General features: G+C 62.2%; 15 protein-coding genes. 3 read left to right on the plus strand and 12 right to left on the minus strand.

Annotated elements, in window-relative coordinates; genetic code table 11:
• Window positions 1–354: 354 nt before the first annotated feature.
• The 5 genes from B6V76_RS05680 to B6V76_RS05695 all read right to left on the minus strand — a co-directional run bounded on the left by B6V76_RS05680 (window position 355) and on the right by B6V76_RS05695 (window position 6,853).
• On the minus strand, window positions 355–834 hold the full coding sequence (locus B6V76_RS05680; protein WP_088726923.1) for a hypothetical protein: 480 nt from the start codon (window positions 832–834) through the stop codon (window positions 355–357).
• The gene (locus tag B6V76_RS05685; protein ID WP_141104883.1) at window positions 827–3,268 is read right to left on the minus strand and encodes a hypothetical protein; all 2,442 of its coding nucleotides are present in this window, start codon (window positions 3,266–3,268) and stop codon (window positions 827–829) included. Before B6V76_RS05685 ends, B6V76_RS05680 begins: the two co-directional genes overlap by 8 nt.
• Window positions 3,269–3,284: 16 nt before the next feature.
• Window positions 3,285–5,189 (minus strand): hypothetical protein, encoded by a 1,905-nt coding sequence (locus tag B6V76_RS19640; protein WP_141104884.1) that lies wholly within the window; start codon window positions 5,187–5,189, stop codon window positions 3,285–3,287.
• Window positions 5,186–6,124, minus strand: coding sequence for a site-specific integrase (locus tag B6V76_RS05690; RefSeq protein ID WP_166504553.1), 939 nt, complete (start codon window positions 6,122–6,124; stop codon window positions 5,186–5,188). The genes B6V76_RS19640 and B6V76_RS05690 overlap by 4 nt, the downstream gene beginning before the upstream one ends.
• 477 nt (window positions 6,125–6,601) lie before the next feature.
• On the minus strand, window positions 6,602–6,853 hold the full coding sequence (locus B6V76_RS05695) for a DUF2312 domain-containing protein (protein WP_088726926.1): 252 nt from the start codon (window positions 6,851–6,853) through the stop codon (window positions 6,602–6,604).
• A 204-nt stretch (window positions 6,854–7,057) separates the two neighbouring features.
• Between B6V76_RS05695 and B6V76_RS05700 the strand changes: the two genes are divergently transcribed.
• Window positions 7,058–7,273: a hypothetical protein gene (locus B6V76_RS05700; protein WP_075774390.1), complete on the plus strand. Its 216-nt coding sequence runs from the start codon at window positions 7,058–7,060 to the stop codon at window positions 7,271–7,273.
• Window positions 7,274–7,300: 27 nt separating this feature from the next.
• Here the strand turns inward: B6V76_RS05700 and B6V76_RS05705 are convergent, their stop codons facing one another.
• Together B6V76_RS05705 and B6V76_RS05710 are read right to left on the minus strand one after the other, a co-directional pair.
• Window positions 7,301–9,298 (minus strand): enoyl-CoA hydratase/isomerase family protein, encoded by a 1,998-nt coding sequence (locus tag B6V76_RS05705; RefSeq protein ID WP_166504554.1) that lies wholly within the window; start codon window positions 9,296–9,298, stop codon window positions 7,301–7,303.
• A 155-nt stretch (window positions 9,299–9,453) separates the two neighbouring features.
• Window positions 9,454–9,792, minus strand: coding sequence for a TraR/DksA family transcriptional regulator (locus B6V76_RS05710; RefSeq protein WP_075774388.1), 339 nt, complete (start codon window positions 9,790–9,792; stop codon window positions 9,454–9,456).
• Window positions 9,793–9,990: 198 nt separating this feature from the next.
• On the opposite strand from B6V76_RS05710, the gene B6V76_RS05715 reads away from it, so the two are divergent.
• Entirely contained in the window at window positions 9,991–10,416 is a 426-nt protein-coding gene (locus B6V76_RS05715) for a YeeE/YedE thiosulfate transporter family protein (RefSeq protein WP_075774387.1), read from the plus strand.
• Window positions 10,416–10,916, plus strand: coding sequence for a DUF6691 family protein (locus B6V76_RS05720; protein WP_240496906.1), 501 nt, complete (start codon window positions 10,416–10,418; stop codon window positions 10,914–10,916). The genes B6V76_RS05715 and B6V76_RS05720 overlap by 1 nt, the downstream gene beginning before the upstream one ends.
• Window positions 10,917–10,959: 43 nt before the next feature.
• On the opposite strand, the gene B6V76_RS05725 is transcribed toward B6V76_RS05720, so the two are convergent.
• From B6V76_RS05725 to B6V76_RS05745, 5 genes are all read right to left on the minus strand, one after another.
• A complete protein-coding gene (locus B6V76_RS05725) occupies window positions 10,960–12,192 on the minus strand; it encodes a FliM/FliN family flagellar motor switch protein (RefSeq protein WP_088726928.1) in 1,233 nt (410 codons plus the stop codon).
• Window positions 12,193–12,272: 80 nt separating this feature from the next.
• Window positions 12,273–14,999: an ATP-binding protein gene (locus B6V76_RS05730; RefSeq protein WP_075774384.1), complete on the minus strand. Its 2,727-nt coding sequence runs from the start codon at window positions 14,997–14,999 to the stop codon at window positions 12,273–12,275.
• A 1-nt stretch (window position 15,000) separates the two neighbouring features.
• Window positions 15,001–15,342 carry a hypothetical protein gene (locus tag B6V76_RS05735; protein WP_233243029.1) on the minus strand — a complete coding sequence of 114 codons (342 nt, stop codon included), beginning with the start codon at window positions 15,340–15,342 and terminating at the stop codon, window positions 15,001–15,003.
• Window positions 15,342–15,737 carry a response regulator gene (locus tag B6V76_RS05740; RefSeq protein ID WP_075774383.1) on the minus strand — a complete coding sequence of 132 codons (396 nt, stop codon included), beginning with the start codon at window positions 15,735–15,737 and terminating at the stop codon, window positions 15,342–15,344. The genes B6V76_RS05735 and B6V76_RS05740 overlap by 1 nt, the downstream gene beginning before the upstream one ends.
• A 51-nt stretch (window positions 15,738–15,788) precedes the next feature.
• Window positions 15,789–17,147 (minus strand): helix-turn-helix transcriptional regulator, encoded by a 1,359-nt coding sequence (locus tag B6V76_RS05745; protein ID WP_075774382.1) that lies wholly within the window; start codon window positions 17,145–17,147, stop codon window positions 15,789–15,791.
• Between the last annotated feature and the right edge of the window lie 20 nt (window positions 17,148–17,167).

Consider the following 17,167-nt stretch of genomic DNA (forward strand, 5'->3'; position numbering starts at 1 on the left):
GGGCGTCACCAGCCCGTCACCCTGAGCAAAGCCGGGAAACTCTGCCTAAGGGCGGTAGAGCTCTGGGGTGCGGATCAAGTTGGGTCGGACTCTAATCGATGGTGGAGGAAAAATCCCGTGGCAGGTCAAAATCCAACCTGTTGCGCCAAGTCGCGCATCATGCGCGTTCGAATGGCTAAATCTGGGTCTTGAGCCGGATCTAGGCATTGCGGCGACTTAAAGTGGATATCAGAAATATGAAGTATCAACATAGAATTTCAACCTTCATCTATAAATCGAAATTTCGGGCACTCTACACGCGAGCAGGTTGCATGAGAAGGCGGCGAAGATGTGAAAAAATTCTGAGCACACTAATCACTCATTCTCAGGGAACAATCGAACCACAGACCCGCTCTGTCTTGAGCTTTTCAACTTCTTTTTTAAGCGCTCATAGCGTCTGAGAAGTTCCTGAAGCCGCTTTTCAGCTTCTGACCGCAGCTTGAAGTGATAAGCTGCATGTTCACGCGCGGACCTCAACTCGGCACGCAGCTCAGCGACCTGAGCACGCAAATCCGCAACAACATCCTGGCGATTGCCAGGCTCGACGCCCATTTCACCCGCTTCAAGTAGAACAAGGTTTCGCACTTTCTGATACTTCGTGGCCTCAGTCGCGATTAAACCGCGCGCACGCCCAGCCTCGCGTGCTACTGATGAGATATTAATTGGCACGCTTCCTCTCTTCTTTAGCCACTCCTTATGCTTCGGATGCCGCGGCTGGCCAACCTTGAGGCGCTCGATCGCAGCAAGGAAATCCTGTTCGATGAGGTCTGCGGCTCGGCTGCGGTGTCTAGGCATCCAACAATTCCTTCACGCGAGCATCCACCCGCCTTTCGAGGGCTGACGGGTCCGCCCCCAGCTTTCGAGCCAAGGCCAAGGCTTGGCGCATTCGAAAGCTCGTCACTGCGGCAAATGGATCAGCTTCTTCAGATTCGTCACCTTGCACCTGGGCAAGCGCTAGCGGCACCGCATGAGCAATATACCGATCCTCCCAGTAGGGCCGGTGCCACTTCGCGATAACGAAACTAGGACACCCTGCACAAAGAGAAGGCTCACGGGTGTCATAGTTAGGTGCGAGACGGTGCGCCCAACGCGCGTGGCCCTCGGTGCCACCAGCTTTGTGACAGGCCATTTTTGACGCACTACGAGCTCCACAGATGCCGTAGGGTTCGTAAAATAGTCGATCTAGACCAGCTTCATCGACGTAGTTGAAGGCTTCATCGTAGGCTGTCTCAGAGTCTACAAATTCAATTTTGCGCCCCAACTCGCCCTTGATCATTTGCTCGAGCTCATCTCCAAATTGGCCCGCGAGAGGAGCCAAGCCCCGCGCTGTGTCGAGAGCCAGAAGAGCCGAATGCTGATGCCGCACGTCGTCACGTTCGCGCAGCAGTGCCGGATCAGACATTATATAGCCCCCGTCCGTCATCGCGATCGAAACGTGGTGAAAGTGCATTTGAAGTATCGGCAACATTCTTCCATCAACCCGGTAGGCAAAGTTTGCAAACAATTTGCGCAGCTGGTGTGTCTTGAAATTACGGCCATGACTCTCTCGATATGGAACCAGTTCACGATCAAGAGTCGGGCGTGCCGCATCGTCCGGAAGGCCAGTTAGATCAACCCACTCTTCAATGAAATCGCGAACAGTGTCGCGGAGCCTATATGACATCGCTGAAGAGATCCCACTGGCACTCTTTGGAAGCGCCAGTGTGTTAGTGAAGTGGAGAAACAGAGACTCCGTTCCAAGCATGACACGCCACGGAGCCATCAATCGATCGACTACCTGCATGGCGACCACAGCAGGAGGCAACTCGCTGGATCCTTTCAGTCGGTAGCCTAGCGTCCATTCAACCGATCTCGGTGTCTCCTCTGTCTTTGATAATTTGCTACGGAGGATAAAAACCTCGCCAAGCCCTGAAGTGCTGTCTCGGACTTTGACCGAGGAAGGAAGTCCGGTAGTCTCATCGCAACCAGCCTCCAGCGCCGCGATTTCGCCAACGCGCATGCCCGTGGTGGCCTGAATAACGACATGTGCTGCGGATTGAATTGCGACCACCAGTTGGCGAACACGATGCGAAGCTTTGCTCGACTGAAGGAAGAGACCTTCCCGCTTAGCCTGCTCTTCCACTACAGAACGCCATTCGTCGTTAAAGAATAACGCTCCCGCTTCGCTGGCGTCCGCTCCCGCTTCTAGCAGCAACCTTTTACTATCGATGTAAGGGCGGATTTTTGTGATGAATGGAAGCCCGCCTTTCCTGGAAGCATCACCCGGCCGTCGATTGTTGTTACGCGCGCGGTCGACAATGGCTTCGAGCCCCTTCCTGACCTTGCGGACATGCTCCTTATTCCACATGTCTGGATCAAGCGGCCAGTGCCAAGGTCTCCCATTAACTTCTTGGAATTCAAACGACTGAATGAATGTTTTCTGCGCACGAAGCGCGATTCTGTCGGTCCGGCTGCTGCTTAAAGCTGTCAGACATCCATGCGCCAGCGCTATCACGTCTTCTGCCGGCTCCTGTAGCATACGCAGGCTCGTATTCATAATTGGTATCGCAACTTCGTCCGGCAAAGGACGATACGCACCGAATGCGATCTTTGCGATCTTTTTCGTGACATCATGGGCAGTTCGGCGGCCAAACGGGGGGCCGGGCATAGGCTCAATGCCTGCGCGCTCTAAGACTGCGCGCTGCTGCCACAAGAACGAAAGCGGTCGGAGCTTATTGTAGATTTCTGCCTGCGTCGGATCAGTTCTGCGTCCGTGCTCCACCTCATCCTCTGCTTGATGCTCAAGCTCCTTCAGGTAAGCACTGGCTGCCAGTGTATCCAACTCTTTTGGCCACGTGATATGGTTGACGCAAAGCCATCGGACGAAATATCGAAATCCCGGAGAAAGGCTACTCATGCTGGCCGTTGACAGAGCGCCGCCCTCGCCGGCGGGAGCCGCAACGAGCGACCAGACAAGTCGTCGAAGCCAGTCGAGCATATCGGCAAACACTGGGTTCGTTAGCTTCTGGCCATTGGGGAGATCAATATCCCAACGAAACTTACTTCGACTATTATCCGCGCCTGACGCTGAATGATCCAGCGACCATGTAGTATCATCCCAGCAGCTTCGGGATGAAACCGCTTGGCGTGCGAGTTCTTGGCGGGGCAGCAAGTGAAGAGGGCGGGCTGCGCCAACCTCAATGATTTCAGCGGTCACTCGGGGTTTGCTTTTACGCTGATCATAGGCCAAGGACAGCTCCTTAAAGCTACGCAACCGGAGGTAGCGAAACGCGAAAAAGGGTGGCGCGCTCCATTACGTTCTCTGGAATTTCTCTGATCAGGCTCTCGAGATCATGAAGAACGGGTGCCCAACGCTCCACCCACGCAACGCCAGTGGCAACACCGCGCTTTCCTTCCACGATCGCATTGCGAAGAGCAAGGTAGTGGGCGGCAGACTGTGGGTCGCGTGGACGGGCAAGCATCAACGGGCAAGAGGGACACTCACCATAAGCTGAGCAAAGCCGTCCACTCCTCTGGCCGGTGCGTGGGCTGTCATAGGGATCTAGGCAACCGAACCCGCGAGTTGCTCCCGGCGCATCGCGGGGATCCTTCAGCCCGCGAGGGTCACTTTTGCCTCCCGTTGAAGCCCAACGCACCACCAATTCTTGCGTTGCGCCAATTCGATCCTGACCATGACTGCGCACCCAACCCGACGTGTAATGTGTTCGTGTTATCCTTGCACTCTTGTGCCCCATCCGGTCCTTTACCGCGAGTATATCCCCGGTTCTCTGGTATTCCACTTCAGCTTCAGTGGCTCGAAGCATTCTCAAGCTGAAGTTTGGAAGCCGGAAACGCTCACGAAAGTCGTTGAATGCCTTCGGGGTAATTCTTGCCTCCAATCCTTGGTGCGAAAAGAAAGTGCTAACTTTCACTTGGGCGTGAAGTTGGACTGCAACAAACAAAAAATCTCTTTCCGAAGGGGCCGCCAGACGCCGCGTTCTTTCGGTAATAGACCTCAGGAGTTGAAGAATATCTGACAGGCCACCCATGACTCCCTGCTCGGCTGGAATGTCAATCGATGGCAGGTCAGCCTCGTGGGTGCTGGTTTGAGCAGTTCCTGCTCGCGGCTTTCTCCCGGTAATACTGATCCTCTTCTCGTCATGGGCGTCACGAATATTCGACCAAACCAAGCCAAGAACGGTTGAAGGATTAAATGCTGTAACGACAGCAAGAAGTATCACGAACGGCACGAGGTCACCGTTCGTTGCATATAACATCTTTCGAATTTCACCGATGCCACCGTGCTTCTTTCCAATCGCAGACATCAGGGATGAGTCTAAATTTCGTAATTCGGCTACTGAAAGGACGCGATCATCTGTGAGATCGTCTAAAGCTGCGGCGCATACACCGATATCTTCGAATAGAGGCGCATGGGAGCCCTTCGCCGCCATAGCCAGACGAGCCTCCCCGTAGCGGATCAAAGCTTCATCTTCTTCATAGCGCTGCCGAATTTCTTCAATCGAGACGAGGCAAGCTTGAACTATCTGCAATCGTTGTTCAGGCCTGAGAACCGGTGAGGGGATCGTCTTTCGACTTGATGCTGGCCAAGGTCTCACTGGAAAACCCGAGCGATAGAGAATGTGTTCTGAAAGGGAACGATATTCTGGGTTTTCGAGCAGAGCACTAACCGTTAGCTGAAAAACCCCAAGATATTGTTGGCGCGTCTTCGGTGCTAGGGGCTCTCCCTTCACTCTTGGAGAATTCAGCCACGCAACCAACGCCCCCCAAAAGGCTTCATCGACCTGATCGGGCCTCTGATCTACTTCCCGCAGGAAGGAGCTTAAACGACAGAGGATACCAAATTCGGTATAGGAACTCGTAAAGGAGATTGTTTCAGATCGAATTTGAAAGCCTGCAATTAAGAAAGAAGTCCACGCCGGCACATGCAGAAGTATTGAAAAATCAAAATATTTCCTGCCTTTCCCCTTTGTCAGCACCACGCGCAGCCGAGGCTTTCCAGACTGCGGATCCGGACTTTCGTCAATCCAACTACTACCGAGATGTGGCCAAGCCACAGGGGAATCGTTGTCCGTGACGCCGTTCGCTGCAAACCGCTCTTGAGCCTGACGAAAGACAGAAGCGGCAGGAGAAGCTCTCTTACGACCTCTCACCCAAGTAACTCCCGCAACGCCGACGCAGTGCGCTTGGAAGACCAAACTGATACATGCCGAAGGTAATAATCCATCGTGGTTTTAGCAGAAGCGTGCCCAAGTTGAAGTTGGATGTATTTCCAGCGCTCCACGTCATCAAAGCCAGCCGCTGCCATACTATGATAAGTCATAACTGCATATGTATGGCGCAGGCAGTGAAGGCTGTATTTTGGTCGCGAAACCAGCGCGATTTGATTCGTTTCAGGGTTGGTTCTCTCGGACTTTTCCGTCAGACCACAGGCATCGCAGGCTCGCTTTATAACAAGATCAATACCAGGCTTGCTTATGGGTTTTCCTACGAAGCTCTTAGCCATCTCACCATTTATTAGAAGCGTGCCTTCTTGCGCCCGCCTCCCGCGACGAGCAAGAGCGCGCCTTCGCTCTCCACTGATATAGGCTTGGATGTCCTCTACCAACCAGGCGGGAACGTCTACCCGCCGGGTCTTTCCCCCTTTTCCATAAACCGAAATCTTGTGGTGCTCGCCGAGATACTCCGGATCAACGACGATGCTCTCGAACGGATAGGTCTCTAGACCAAGCATCTCATTGGCCCGGAGACCGACAGCCCACCCAAGGGCCAACAAAACAAAATCTCTGGCACTTCCCGCCGCATTCTTCTCTGAACGCTCGGAAGGCCGCGGTCCCGCCCAACGGATTAGATGTCGCAGCTCATCCTTGCGTATCACGCGGACCGTATCGTCTTGAGACTGCTTCGGGACCAACTTATGCGAAAAGGAAACATTCCGAACTGAAGCACCTCGTCGAACATGAACGAGCATGTTCTCATCCAACTGAGAAGGCGGTAATTCCCCCCTAGCGGAAGACGCGCCAACTAAATCACCTGAATACAAACCTGATCGCGATGCATATTCCAAGAATGACAGAATGAACGTCATCCGGGTTCTCACAGTGCCGGACTTGTATGGACGCCCCGTCTGAGGTGATATTCCACAGAGATATGCGTCACGATACGCGATGAGATCCTGCCTCAGCGCATACTTCCAATCGACGGACGCTGCGGCGCAGTAATCGAGCCAAGTCACTACACTTCGGGCCGCGGTATCCCAAGTGCCCTTCGACCTAGAATCTGGCACAACTTCTTCGTTGAGCCAAAGGCAAGCGGCCTCATGCAACGTGTCGCCAACCCAGATTGACGGATGCCCCTTTGAGAGCGGAGACGACACCCCATCACCCAAAACTATGTAGTGGTTGTTCATCCGCTCCGCTCCCGCGCTTACAGCACGCGACACAGGATATCACCTAAACCACTAAGAAGTCATTCATTTTTGGGCCGCATGAACACTTTTTCATGTGACGCGATAAAACTCAAAGAGATTCGGTCGGGCCAAGAAAACAAAGCCCAACCAAGAACTTTAGATCATATTCAATGCGGATTTGTAGAGGTCGAGAATCGCTTCTTCCTCGGCCACGTCGTCCTTGTCGCGCTTGCGCAGGGCGACGATCTTCTTCAGCACCTTGGTGTCGTAGCCGCGGGCCTTGGCCTCGGACATGATGTCCTTCTGCTGCTCGGCGATGTCTTTCTTCTCGGCTTCGAGGCTCTCGAACTGTTCGATGAACTGGCGCAGTTCGTCGGCGGCGACATTGTAGGCGGCATCGTTGGGCATGGGCCTCTCCTGCTTGCGATCGGGGGTCGGCGCTCTGACTAGCCCGAGCGTCTGCGCGCATCAAGAGGCGGCGCGCGCGGATCGGCGGGTTCCGCAAGCCGATTTTTCCTGTGCGATTTCCCGCGATCACACAGGCGCCCGCGTTTTTCTTGCCATACCCCCCGCGACGGGCTAGGCAGGCGCGCGCAACTTTCGGAGGCCGCAATGGAAAATCTGATCTGGGCAGGGGCCGTCGTCTCGGTGATCGGGCTGTTCGGCATCCTCTATTGCATCGTCAAAGTGGCGAGCGCCAAACGCGCGGGCCTGCCCGACGAGGAACTGCGCGCACGGCTGCAAAAGATCATTGCGATCAATATGGGCGCGCTGTTCGTGTCGGTGATCGGGCTGATGATGGTGGTGCTAGGCATCTTCCTCGGCTGAGGTGCCCCGTCCGACGGGCGCCTCGCCTCACGCGTCGTCGAGATCGGCGAAGCATTTCCCGTTACGGATCAACACATCCCACAGCGTGACCGGCTCGGGGGCACCCTCTTCGACGAGTTCGCGCAGCAGCTTGCGCGTGGCGAGAAGCCCGGCGCGGTCGGCGGCGAACATCACCCCGCCCATCTGTGGCGCAAAGCCCAGCACGTGACGCGCCGCGACGTCGATATCGCCGGCCCGATGAGCCTGTGCGTGCTGCAACAGCTCCGCGCCACAATTGGCAAGCTCGGCCAGTATCCGGGCGCGGATGCGCGCATTCGAGAGGCGACGCGGCACGATCCCCGCCTCGTCGCGCAACGCAGCCAGCGCCTCTGCCTGATCGGGCACCGGGCGTGGCGAGCCCTCGCTCCAATCGTAGAAGCCCTTTTGCCCCGCGCCTTTCGCCGCGGCATCGAGCGCGAGCAAACTCAACAGCGGACCGAATGGACGGTGGAGCCGCGCGAAATCCTCTAGCACGGCGTCGATGCCCAGCCGGTCGGTCAGTTCAAGCGGCGGACGCGCGCCGCCTGCCTCGCGGATCGCGGCATCGACCTGCGCGACCGAAGCCCCTGCGAGCACCGCCCGCTCTGCCGCGGCGATATAGGCCAGGCGCAGATGATCGGCGATACCGCCTATGCCTGGACCGCCGCGCAGAACCTGCATCCCGCCCTGCCGCATCAACCCTGCCATCGCGTAGAGATCGGCAGGCAGCGCGCCGTCGGGCGGCACGATTTCGCACAGATCGCCGGTGCGGCGCAGCCCGAATTCCTCCGCGCCTTCGGGCAGGTCCTCGGCATTGCGCGCGCTGAGCGGCGAGGCCGGGAAAGCCCCCGTCCCCGTCGCGATGATCGCATCCGACCCAGATAGTCCCTCGCGGGTCATCGCCGCGCCAAGCCGCGCCCAATCGGCCTCGCGGATATCGGGCGACAAGCTGCCGCTCTGCACCGCGATTTCCTGCTTGCGCGCAATATCGGCGAAGGCGGTCTCGATCGCGGCGGGATCGGTGGCCCCGAACACCACCTCGTGCCCGGCGGCGAGCAAGCCCCCCGCCATCCCGGCGGGCTGATCCCACAGACCGATCCGCAACGGCGGCGGTGCGGTGGGATGCCCTTCACCGGGCAGATGAGCGGCGCGGCGCGTAACCCGGGCGGCGTGACGCAAGGCTCGTGACAGCGGCGCGTCGAGCAAATCCTGCAACGCCACCGCCTCGACATCGAGCGCCTCGTCGAGCGGCAGCAACAGCGCCCCCTCGACCACCTCGAACAGCCGCGCACCCACTGGCGCGAGCGGCCCCTTCCCCAGCTGCGCACGCAGCGGCGCGAGATCGTTGAGATAGGCCGCGGGATCGTCCAGCGCGGTATCGGTGCGCGGCACGCCCTCGGCGATGAGCATATCGAGCGCGGCGGCGATCTGGCTGCGATCGGTCGCGCCCAGCACGAGGTCGCATTGGCCCTGCGCCCGGGCGGGCTCAGCCTCTACCTCTTCTCCGGCAGCCACGAGCGCGAGCGCTCGCGCGCCACCGATCCGCCGCGCAAGCCGCACGAGACCGCCCGCGCCGACGAAGCCGCCAAGCGCGAATTCCGGTGCCGCGAAACAGGTATCGGGATCGGCGATGCGCAGATCGGCGGCCTGCGCCAGCGCCATCGCACCGCCCGCGATCCGGCCGGAGAGCCGCGCCAGCACAGGCAGGTCGAGCGCTCCGAGCCGACGACACAGTTCCGACAGGCTCGGCACCGCGTCGCCCTTCCCGGCGCGCGGCGAGATTTCGTCGAAATCCTCCAGCGGATCGGGCGCGCAGGGCCAGCCCGACGCCCCACCCTGCAAAACCAGACCGCGAAGGCTGCTGTCGCCCGCGACCCGGTCCAGCACACCGCCGATCGCCTGGCGCATCTCGGCGGTGATACCCGCCCGCGCGCCCTGATCGTCAAGCGCTGCAAGCGTCAGCCAAGCCAGCCCGTCCTGTGTACGGAATTTAACCCGTTTCGCCATCGTCCCCCACTTGTGACGGGACATCCCGTGCGATGCGCCGCCGCGCGAAGTTTAAAGCGAAGCAGGTTCAAAACAAAAGGGAAAACGCGCATTCCCACAGGGGAGATGCAGGGGCATCAAGCTCTTCCTGCACCGTCCAAAGAATGCGCTTCACGTTACTGGCGGGGTGCCTTTGCCCCCGGCGCGTGCTCGCGGCAGAACGGCGTCGCAGGCAGCAGATCGAGCCGCGCTTCGTCGATACGCTCGCCGCAGGTGACGCAATAGCCGTATTCGCCCGCTTCGATCCGGGCCAGGGCCGCATCGATCGCGCGCATCTCGGACTGCGCCGACTGGCCGAGGTCTTCGAGAACCTCGTCGCTCTCATGCTCGATCGCGGCGTCGTCCCAATCTTTTTCCTCGTGCCCCTCAAGTTCGGATTCGACCTGTGCCATCCGCTCCGAGAGTTGGGCCCGCCGGGCTTCGAGTTCGTTCTTGCGCGTTTCAGTTGACTTCATCCTGTCCTCCTTGATCGATACAACCAGCTAATCGGGCAAGCGTTCCTTCGCTTTGACGCAAATCAACCGGTCGCATTCACGCACATATGCAGATATCAACGTGCTTGCGCCCTCGCAGGCGCGAGGGCTAGCATCCGGAGCGTGACGGGTTCCAGACAGAGAGCCCGTTCGATCCGAAATGGAGCACGGGGAGAGCTCATGCATCAAGATTGGATTTGGGGCCTCGTCGGGGGCCTGATGATCGGCGCCGGCGCCGGCCTGTTTCTGCTGGTCAACGGCCGGATCATGGGCGCGAGCGGCATCGTCGGCGGGCTCGTCGATGGGTCGGGCCGCGAAACCGTGTCTGAACGCGTGGCCTTCCTCGGCGGGCTGATCGCGGTGCCGCCGCTGCTCGTGCCGCTCTACAAGACGGTCGACACCCATATGACGACATCGGTCTGGGTCATCGTCGCGGCGGGCCTGATGGTGGGTCTTGGCACGCGGATCGCGAACGGCTGCACCTCGGGCCACGGCGTCTGCGGGATCTCGCGATTTTCGCTGCGCGGCATCGTCGCCACCGCCTTCTACCTGCTGGGAGGCGCGCTGGTCCTCGTGATCTTCCGGCATTTTCTGGGAGTGATCTGATGCGCAACGTCTTCGCGTTCCTGTCGGGCGGGTTGTTCGGCGCGGGTCTCCTCGTGGCGGGCATGGTCGACACGAAAAAGGTGCAGGGCTGGCTCGACGTGTTCGGCGACTGGGACCCGACGCTGGCCTTCGTGATGGGCGGCGCGGTGAGCGTGATGGCCTTCGTCTGGATCTTCGCGAAGCGGCGCGAAACCTCGATGCTGGGCTCGCCGATGCCGGGGCCGTTCCCGCGGCTGGTGGACCGCAACCTCGTGCTCGGATCGCTCCTGTTCGGCGCGGGTTGGGGCCTTGCCGGGTTGTGCCCCGGCCCCGCGATGGGCTCGCTCTCCTTCAATGGCTGGGAAGGCTGGCTGTTCCTGATCGCCATGGGGGTCGGCATGGCGCTGGCGCCACGGGCGAAAGTCTGGCTGAGCATGCTGGATCGCAGCACGCTGGAGGTGCCGCCCTGCGAGAACGGGACCAACGAGACGGCCACACCCCCGGCGGCGCGTGGCGCGTAAAGCTACACCGCGCTTCCGTCGGCAGCTTTCGAGGCGCCTGTGGTCACAGGCCCGACTGAATCTTCAGCGGTGTTAGCTCCTCCTCGTCTTGCGATGGCGCGAGCGTGTCGAGATCGAGCGGCTCACCGAAATCCATATCCGGGCCGAGCCCGACCAAGCCGCGCGGATCCGGGGCGTGAACGGCATGCCCCCCCTCTTCCGCGTCGTAAGCAGGATCGAGCGGGTCGCCGAGGCGGGACAGGCCGGGCAGATCGTCCGGCGTCGGCGCCTCCGCATAGGGTGACACTCCGGCATCGAACGCCCCCACCCCTTGCGCGCCAGCAGCCCCCGCGGCTTCCGCGTCACACAGCCTCAGCGCCCGCATGCCGTGGCTTTGCCCAAGCCGCGCGAGCGAGAGCTTGCGCCGCCCCTCCGCCTCGAGCGCGATCCGCTCCAGAGCCTCTTGCGGGATCGGAATCTCGGAACCCTGACGCAGCGTGAGCACGGCGGACAGCGGCAAGGTCACACGGTGCAGGACCGCTTCAAGCTGCGCGGAAGCCGCGAGGATGGAGCGTTCGAACGTGGCGGACCAGTCGCGCGCGGGGTCGTCGGGGACGAAAGCGGCCTCCGGGCTCGCAGTTCCCTTCGCATCCTCCAACGTCGCCGGGGCCACGCGGCGCATTGCGGCGCCCCGCCCTTCGCGCGGAACCGCCCAGAGGAAACCGCCGCTGCGTTCGCCCGTCGCGCCAAAGCTGAGCTCTGCCGTCCAGACACGATAGCTGACATCTTCCAGCAGCAAGCCGAGCGGACGGGGGTCGTCGAGATGCGAGGCGAAGCGGAAGCCCCCGGCCCATGAAATAGCCGGCTCGCTGATCAGGGCCTCCTCGATCTCGGCCAGCACCGCATCGACGAAATCGGCGGCGATCGCAGCATCGATCCGGGTGGGTTTCCGCGGGGCGGGCATGGTCTTGCCGAACCGCCCCATCGTCTGCATCTCGATCAGCGTCGCCAAAGTGGCGGGCGGAAGGGCGAGGACGCCGAGCGCCTCCGCCGGCCCTTCGATCACCGCAAGCAGTGACAGGTCTTCGAGCATCTCCGGCAAATCGGCGAGCGACCGCATCGCCTCTTCGATCGCAGTGACCTGCAACGGTAGATCAAGCCTATCCTGCGCGACCTTGGACAGCGCGAGCGTCACCGCACGGGCAGGCGTGATCGGGGCCGTGCCCGCACCCGTCTTCGCCGCCTCGGTCTTACGCCGCAGCACCGATGTCTCGCGCTCGTGAACCATGACCTCCATCCGCCCGCTTTCGGGGTCTCTTTCCCAGCTTTGGCAGGTCGAGGTTTACAAACCGTTTCAAATGCTACGGCGATTGCGTCTTAGCGTGAAAGCGTTGCGCTCTCGGAAGCCTCGTCGGAGGGTGCGCGCAGATCACTGCGCCGGAGTGGTAGGGTGATGCGGAACGCGGCCCCGCCCTGCCCCGGCACATAGTCGATCGTGCCGCCCAGATTGGACATGATCTCGCGGCAAATCGCGAGCCCGAGCCCCGCGCTACCGGCGCGGCTTTGGTCGGTCAAGCGGGCGAATTTCTCGAAGATCAGCTTTTGGCTCTTTTTCGGAATCCCCGCGCCGTTGTCGATGAAATCGATCTGCACCCGCTTGCCGCGGCGCTTCACTTCGATCCGCAGCACCGCCTTCTCGGCATCGCAATATTTCCGCGCGTTCGAGATCAGGTTGATCATGACCTGAACCAACCGGTCGGCATCGGTGAAGATCGGCATATGCTCGGTCGGGAAATCGCGCTCGATGCGGAATGTCCGTTCGGGCCGCGTCGAGGAGGCCGATTGCACCGCGCGGTTGATCAGGTCGTGCAGATTGGCGACCGAGACATTGAGCTGCGCGCGACGGTTTTCCAGCACGGACAGGTCGAGCAGATCATCCAGCAGACGCGTCAGGCGGCGCGCTTCTTCATGGATGATCTCGGCATATTGCGCGCGCATCGAATCCGGCAGATCGGGCTCCATCAGAATCTCGGAAAACGCCCGGATCGAGGTCATGGGCGTGCGTAGCTCGTGGCTGATCTGGCTGAGGAAGCTGTCCTTCTGAACCGACAGATCCTGCAGCTTGTCATTGGCCTCGCGCAGCGCACGCGCAACCCGGGCCAGCTCCTCGGATTTCGCCTCTAGCCGCGCGGTGTATTCCTTCGCTTCCGCCGTCTCGCCCGCCACCGCGATCAGGTCTTGCATCGACACGGAGGTGCCCCCGGTGAGCTGCGCGATCATCGCATGCGCCGTCGAGGCACCGACCGAGCCTGCCAGCTTCCGCTCCAGCCGGGCGAGGAAATCGGGCGTGGTGTCGGGCAGGAACCCGGCCTTGCCCTGCCCCGCCGCCTGCGCCTGAAAGAAATGTTGCGCAGGCTCGGCGCCCAGAATGCGCTGCGACATCGACAGCAGGTCCTCGGCCTCGGCACCGCCTTGCACCCAGGATCGCGCGGCGGGGCTCTGGTCGTAGATATTGACAAACGCCACGCCCTGCAGCCGCTCCATCGGGCCGGGGAAGGACAGCATCGAGAAGATCAGGAAGGCCAGCGTGTTGAACAGCAGAGACCAGAACAGCGCATGCAGCAGCGGGTCGAGCCCCGCGATCCCGAACAAAGCATGCGGGCGCAGCCATTCGAACCCGAAGAGGCCGTGATCGAGAACGATCTGCGGTATCAGCCCGGCATCGCCCACCGACGGCAGGAACAGCGTATAGGCCCAGAGCGCGAAGCCGATCACCAGCCCCGCCGCCGCGCCCACATGGGTCGCGCCGCGCCAGAAGATGCCGCCGATCAACGCTGGCAAAACCTGCGCCGCGCCGACGAATGCGATCAAGCCAATCGCCGCCAGCGCCTCTGAGCCCCCCGACATCCGGTAATAGGCATAGCCCATCGCCAGCACAGCGATGATCGAGACCCGGCGCGAGGCCAGAACCAGCCCGCGCACATCGCCCTGGGCGCGCGGCCCTTCCCTGCGCAGCGCGAGCCAAAGCGGCGTCACGATATGGTTCGAGACCATTGTCGCGAGCGCAATCGCCGCGACGATCACCATTGACGTGGCCGAGGAAAACCCACCCAAGAAGGCCAGCAGCGCCAGCTTCCCCTGCCCTTCGGACAGCGGCAGCGTGAGGACGAACAGATCGGGGTTCGCGCCCTCGGGCATACGCTCCAGCCCCATCACCGCGATCGGCACGACGAAGAGGCTCATCAGCATCAGATAGGCCGGAAAGGCCCAGCTTGCGGTGGCGAGGTGGCGCTCGTCCACGTTCTCGACGACCAGCACCTGAAACATACGCGGCAAGGTCAGGATCGCGGCGGCGGAGACGAAGGTCAGCCCAGCGAAGCGCCCCGGGTTGAGATTCCACTCCGCGATTTTCGACGCGTCGATCCGGGCGAGCATATCCATCGGCCCGCCGCCCAGGCCCCAGACGACGAAAACGCCCACCGCGACCAGCGCGACCAGCTTCACCACCGCCTCCAGCGCGATGGCGGTGACGACGCCATGGTGCCGCTCGTTCGCATCGAGGTTTCGGGTGCCGAAGAGAATTGTGAAGATCGCGAGCCCGCCCGCGATCCACAGCGCCGTCGCCCCCTGATCGGGCAATGCCCAGCCCTCGGGCGTCCCGGCGGCGAAGACGCCGAAGCTCAGCGTCACCGATTGCAGCTGCAGCGCGATATAAGGCGTGGCGGCGGCGACCGACATCAGCGTGACGATGACGCCCAGCGTGTTCGATTTCCCGTAGCGGCTGGAAATCAGGTCCGCGATCGAAGTCACGCGATGGGTGCGCCCGATCCGCACGAGCTTGCGCAACACCCACCACCAGCCGACGAAGACAAGCGTCGGGCCGAGGTAGATGGTCAGGAATTCCAGCCCCGAGCGCGCCGCGTAGCCGACGGCGCCGTAGAACGTCCATGCGGTACAGTAGATCGAGAGCGAGAGCGTGTAGATCACCGGCGAGCGCAGAAAGCGCAGACGGCGGCGCTCTGCACGGCGTTCCGCGACGAAGGCCACCGAGAAGAGCACGATCACATAGGTCAGGCAGACCGCGACGAGATTATTGAAGGGCATCTCAGCCCTCCGGCGGCGGCGCGTCCGGCGCGCGGCGTGTGGAGGCGGCGTCCATCCGGTCGTCGTCCGCGTTGGCCGTGCCTTCGGCCACATCCTCTGCATCGAGCACCGGGCCAAGCCCGCGGGCGATCGCGAAGGCCGCGACGATCAGGGCGATCCAGACCCCAAACAGGTAGAGCCCTCCACGACCGGTATCGGGCATCGGGGTCTGCGCCGGATGCCACAGGCCCGGGATCAGGATCAGCACGAGCCCGACGAGCGGCAACAGCCGCGCCGCATCCATCAGGCGGCGGCGGCGATAGGAACGGCGGGCAAGAAAGAGCGGCTGGCCCGTCTGCGGCATCAGGCGGGCTCCCGGCGCGCCGCGCCCCCGCCGGTGATCGCCTCGAGCTGATCGAGCACGTCGCCATTGGCAAAAGGTTTGGCGAGGAAGGCCGTCGCCCCGGCGCGGGTCGCGGCATCGCGGTCGCGCCCCTGCCCGCGCGCGCTGAGCATCAGAACCGGCAGATCACGCAGCGCGGCATCCGCGCGCATATCGGCAAGGATTTCGAGACCGGACCGCCCCGGCAACATCAGGTCGAGGATGATTGCATCTGGCGGATCGCCGGTGATGCGCGCCATTGCCCGCGCGCCGTCTTCGAGCACCGACACCGTCCAGCCGGCACGCGTCAGGATGAACCGGATCGCTTCCGCGATATGCGGCTCGTCCTCGATCAACAGCACCTGTCTTTGCGCCATAGCCATCCCCCTCACCCGACTATCGCCACCGTGTCGCGCCCTGTCAAACCCTCACGCCCGCTCCGCCGATGCATCCGCGACGATCGAGGGCTCGCGCCGCCCCGGACAGTCGCCACGCGGGCAAATACGGCACGACGCACCGATCGGGCGCGCCGGGGCATCGGAGCTCTGCGGCGGCGCGGGCAGGATCAGCATCGTCGCGCGCATCAGCACGGGTCCGTCGAAGCCGGTCGGGCGCGGTTCGGAGACGGCATATGTCAGGAAGCGTTGCGGCAGCCGCCCGGCCATGTCGACCAGCGCCCGGATCGGCTGCATCGGACGCGCGAGCGCCTCGTAGAGCGGCCAGAGGGGACAGGCGGCGGCGAAGCGCGGCAACAGGAAGCCGGGCGCTGCGCGGCGGAAGGTCAGCGTGCCCGAGCCGTCACAGATCACGAGCCCCGGCTGCCCCAAGCCCGGCGCGCCCGCCGGCAGCGCCGCGAGCCGCCGCAACACCTGCGCGAGCGGCACCGCGAAGCGCGCGGCCAAGCCCCCCGGATCGGGCCCGAGCTCGGCCAGCGCCGCCAGCAGCGGATCGAGCGGCAGCGCACGCGCATCCTCCGCCTGCCGCCGCAGATGGTTGCGCGCCAATTCCCGAGCCGCCGCGGAGGCCAATTCCGGCGCGCCCGCGATCAGCTCGGCCGGATCGGTCCCGTCCCCCTCGAGTTCCGGGAAATGCCAGCCACGCGCCTCGAGCCACGCCTCCACCTGTTCCTGCGGCGAGGACAGACCGGTCTCGGCGGTTTCCATCTCGTCGAGATAGCCGACCAAGGCCTCCGCCGTCCCCGAAAGACGCAGGCTTTCCTCCTGGATCGTGTTGAGAAACCGCGCGCGCCATTCCGGCTCGATATCCTCGGTCTCGACAAGGATCGCAGCGGTAGAGCGCAGCGACGTCACAGCCGAGAGCACCTCGTGGAGCGAGGTCAGCAGGAACGGGTCCTGGGCCATGCGCTCTGCATAGGTCTCGACGACGCGCTCCAATTCGGCCAGCCGCGCCTGACGGTTCACCAGAAGCGCGGCCCAGGCGGGAAAGCGGCCCACGAATTCCTCGATCCGGTCGAGGTCGGGCGCAAGCTGGCTGACAGTCGCGGCGCTGCCAGCCTCGCCGGCCTCGGCCAGCTCCACCGACGCCGCCGCCTCGCGCAACCCTGCGAACAGCGCCCCTTCCGCCCCCTCGCCCAGCGTGACCGGATCAATGCCCATCGCGCTCGCGATCCGCTCGATCAAGGCATCGCTGACGCGGCGGCGGTTGTGCTCGATCAGGTTGAGATAGGCGGCGGAAATTCCGGCGGCCCGCGCGAGGTCAGCCTGTTTCAAACCGAGCGAAGTGCGCCGCTCGCGAATGCGGGTGCCAGTGAGTGCGGAACGGGCCATATGCAATACTCCTGCCCTCG

It is taken from the genome of Thioclava sp. IC9, from assembly GCF_002213225.1.
Taxonomy (GTDB): Bacteria; Pseudomonadota; Alphaproteobacteria; order Rhodobacterales; family Rhodobacteraceae; genus Thioclava; species Thioclava nitratireducens.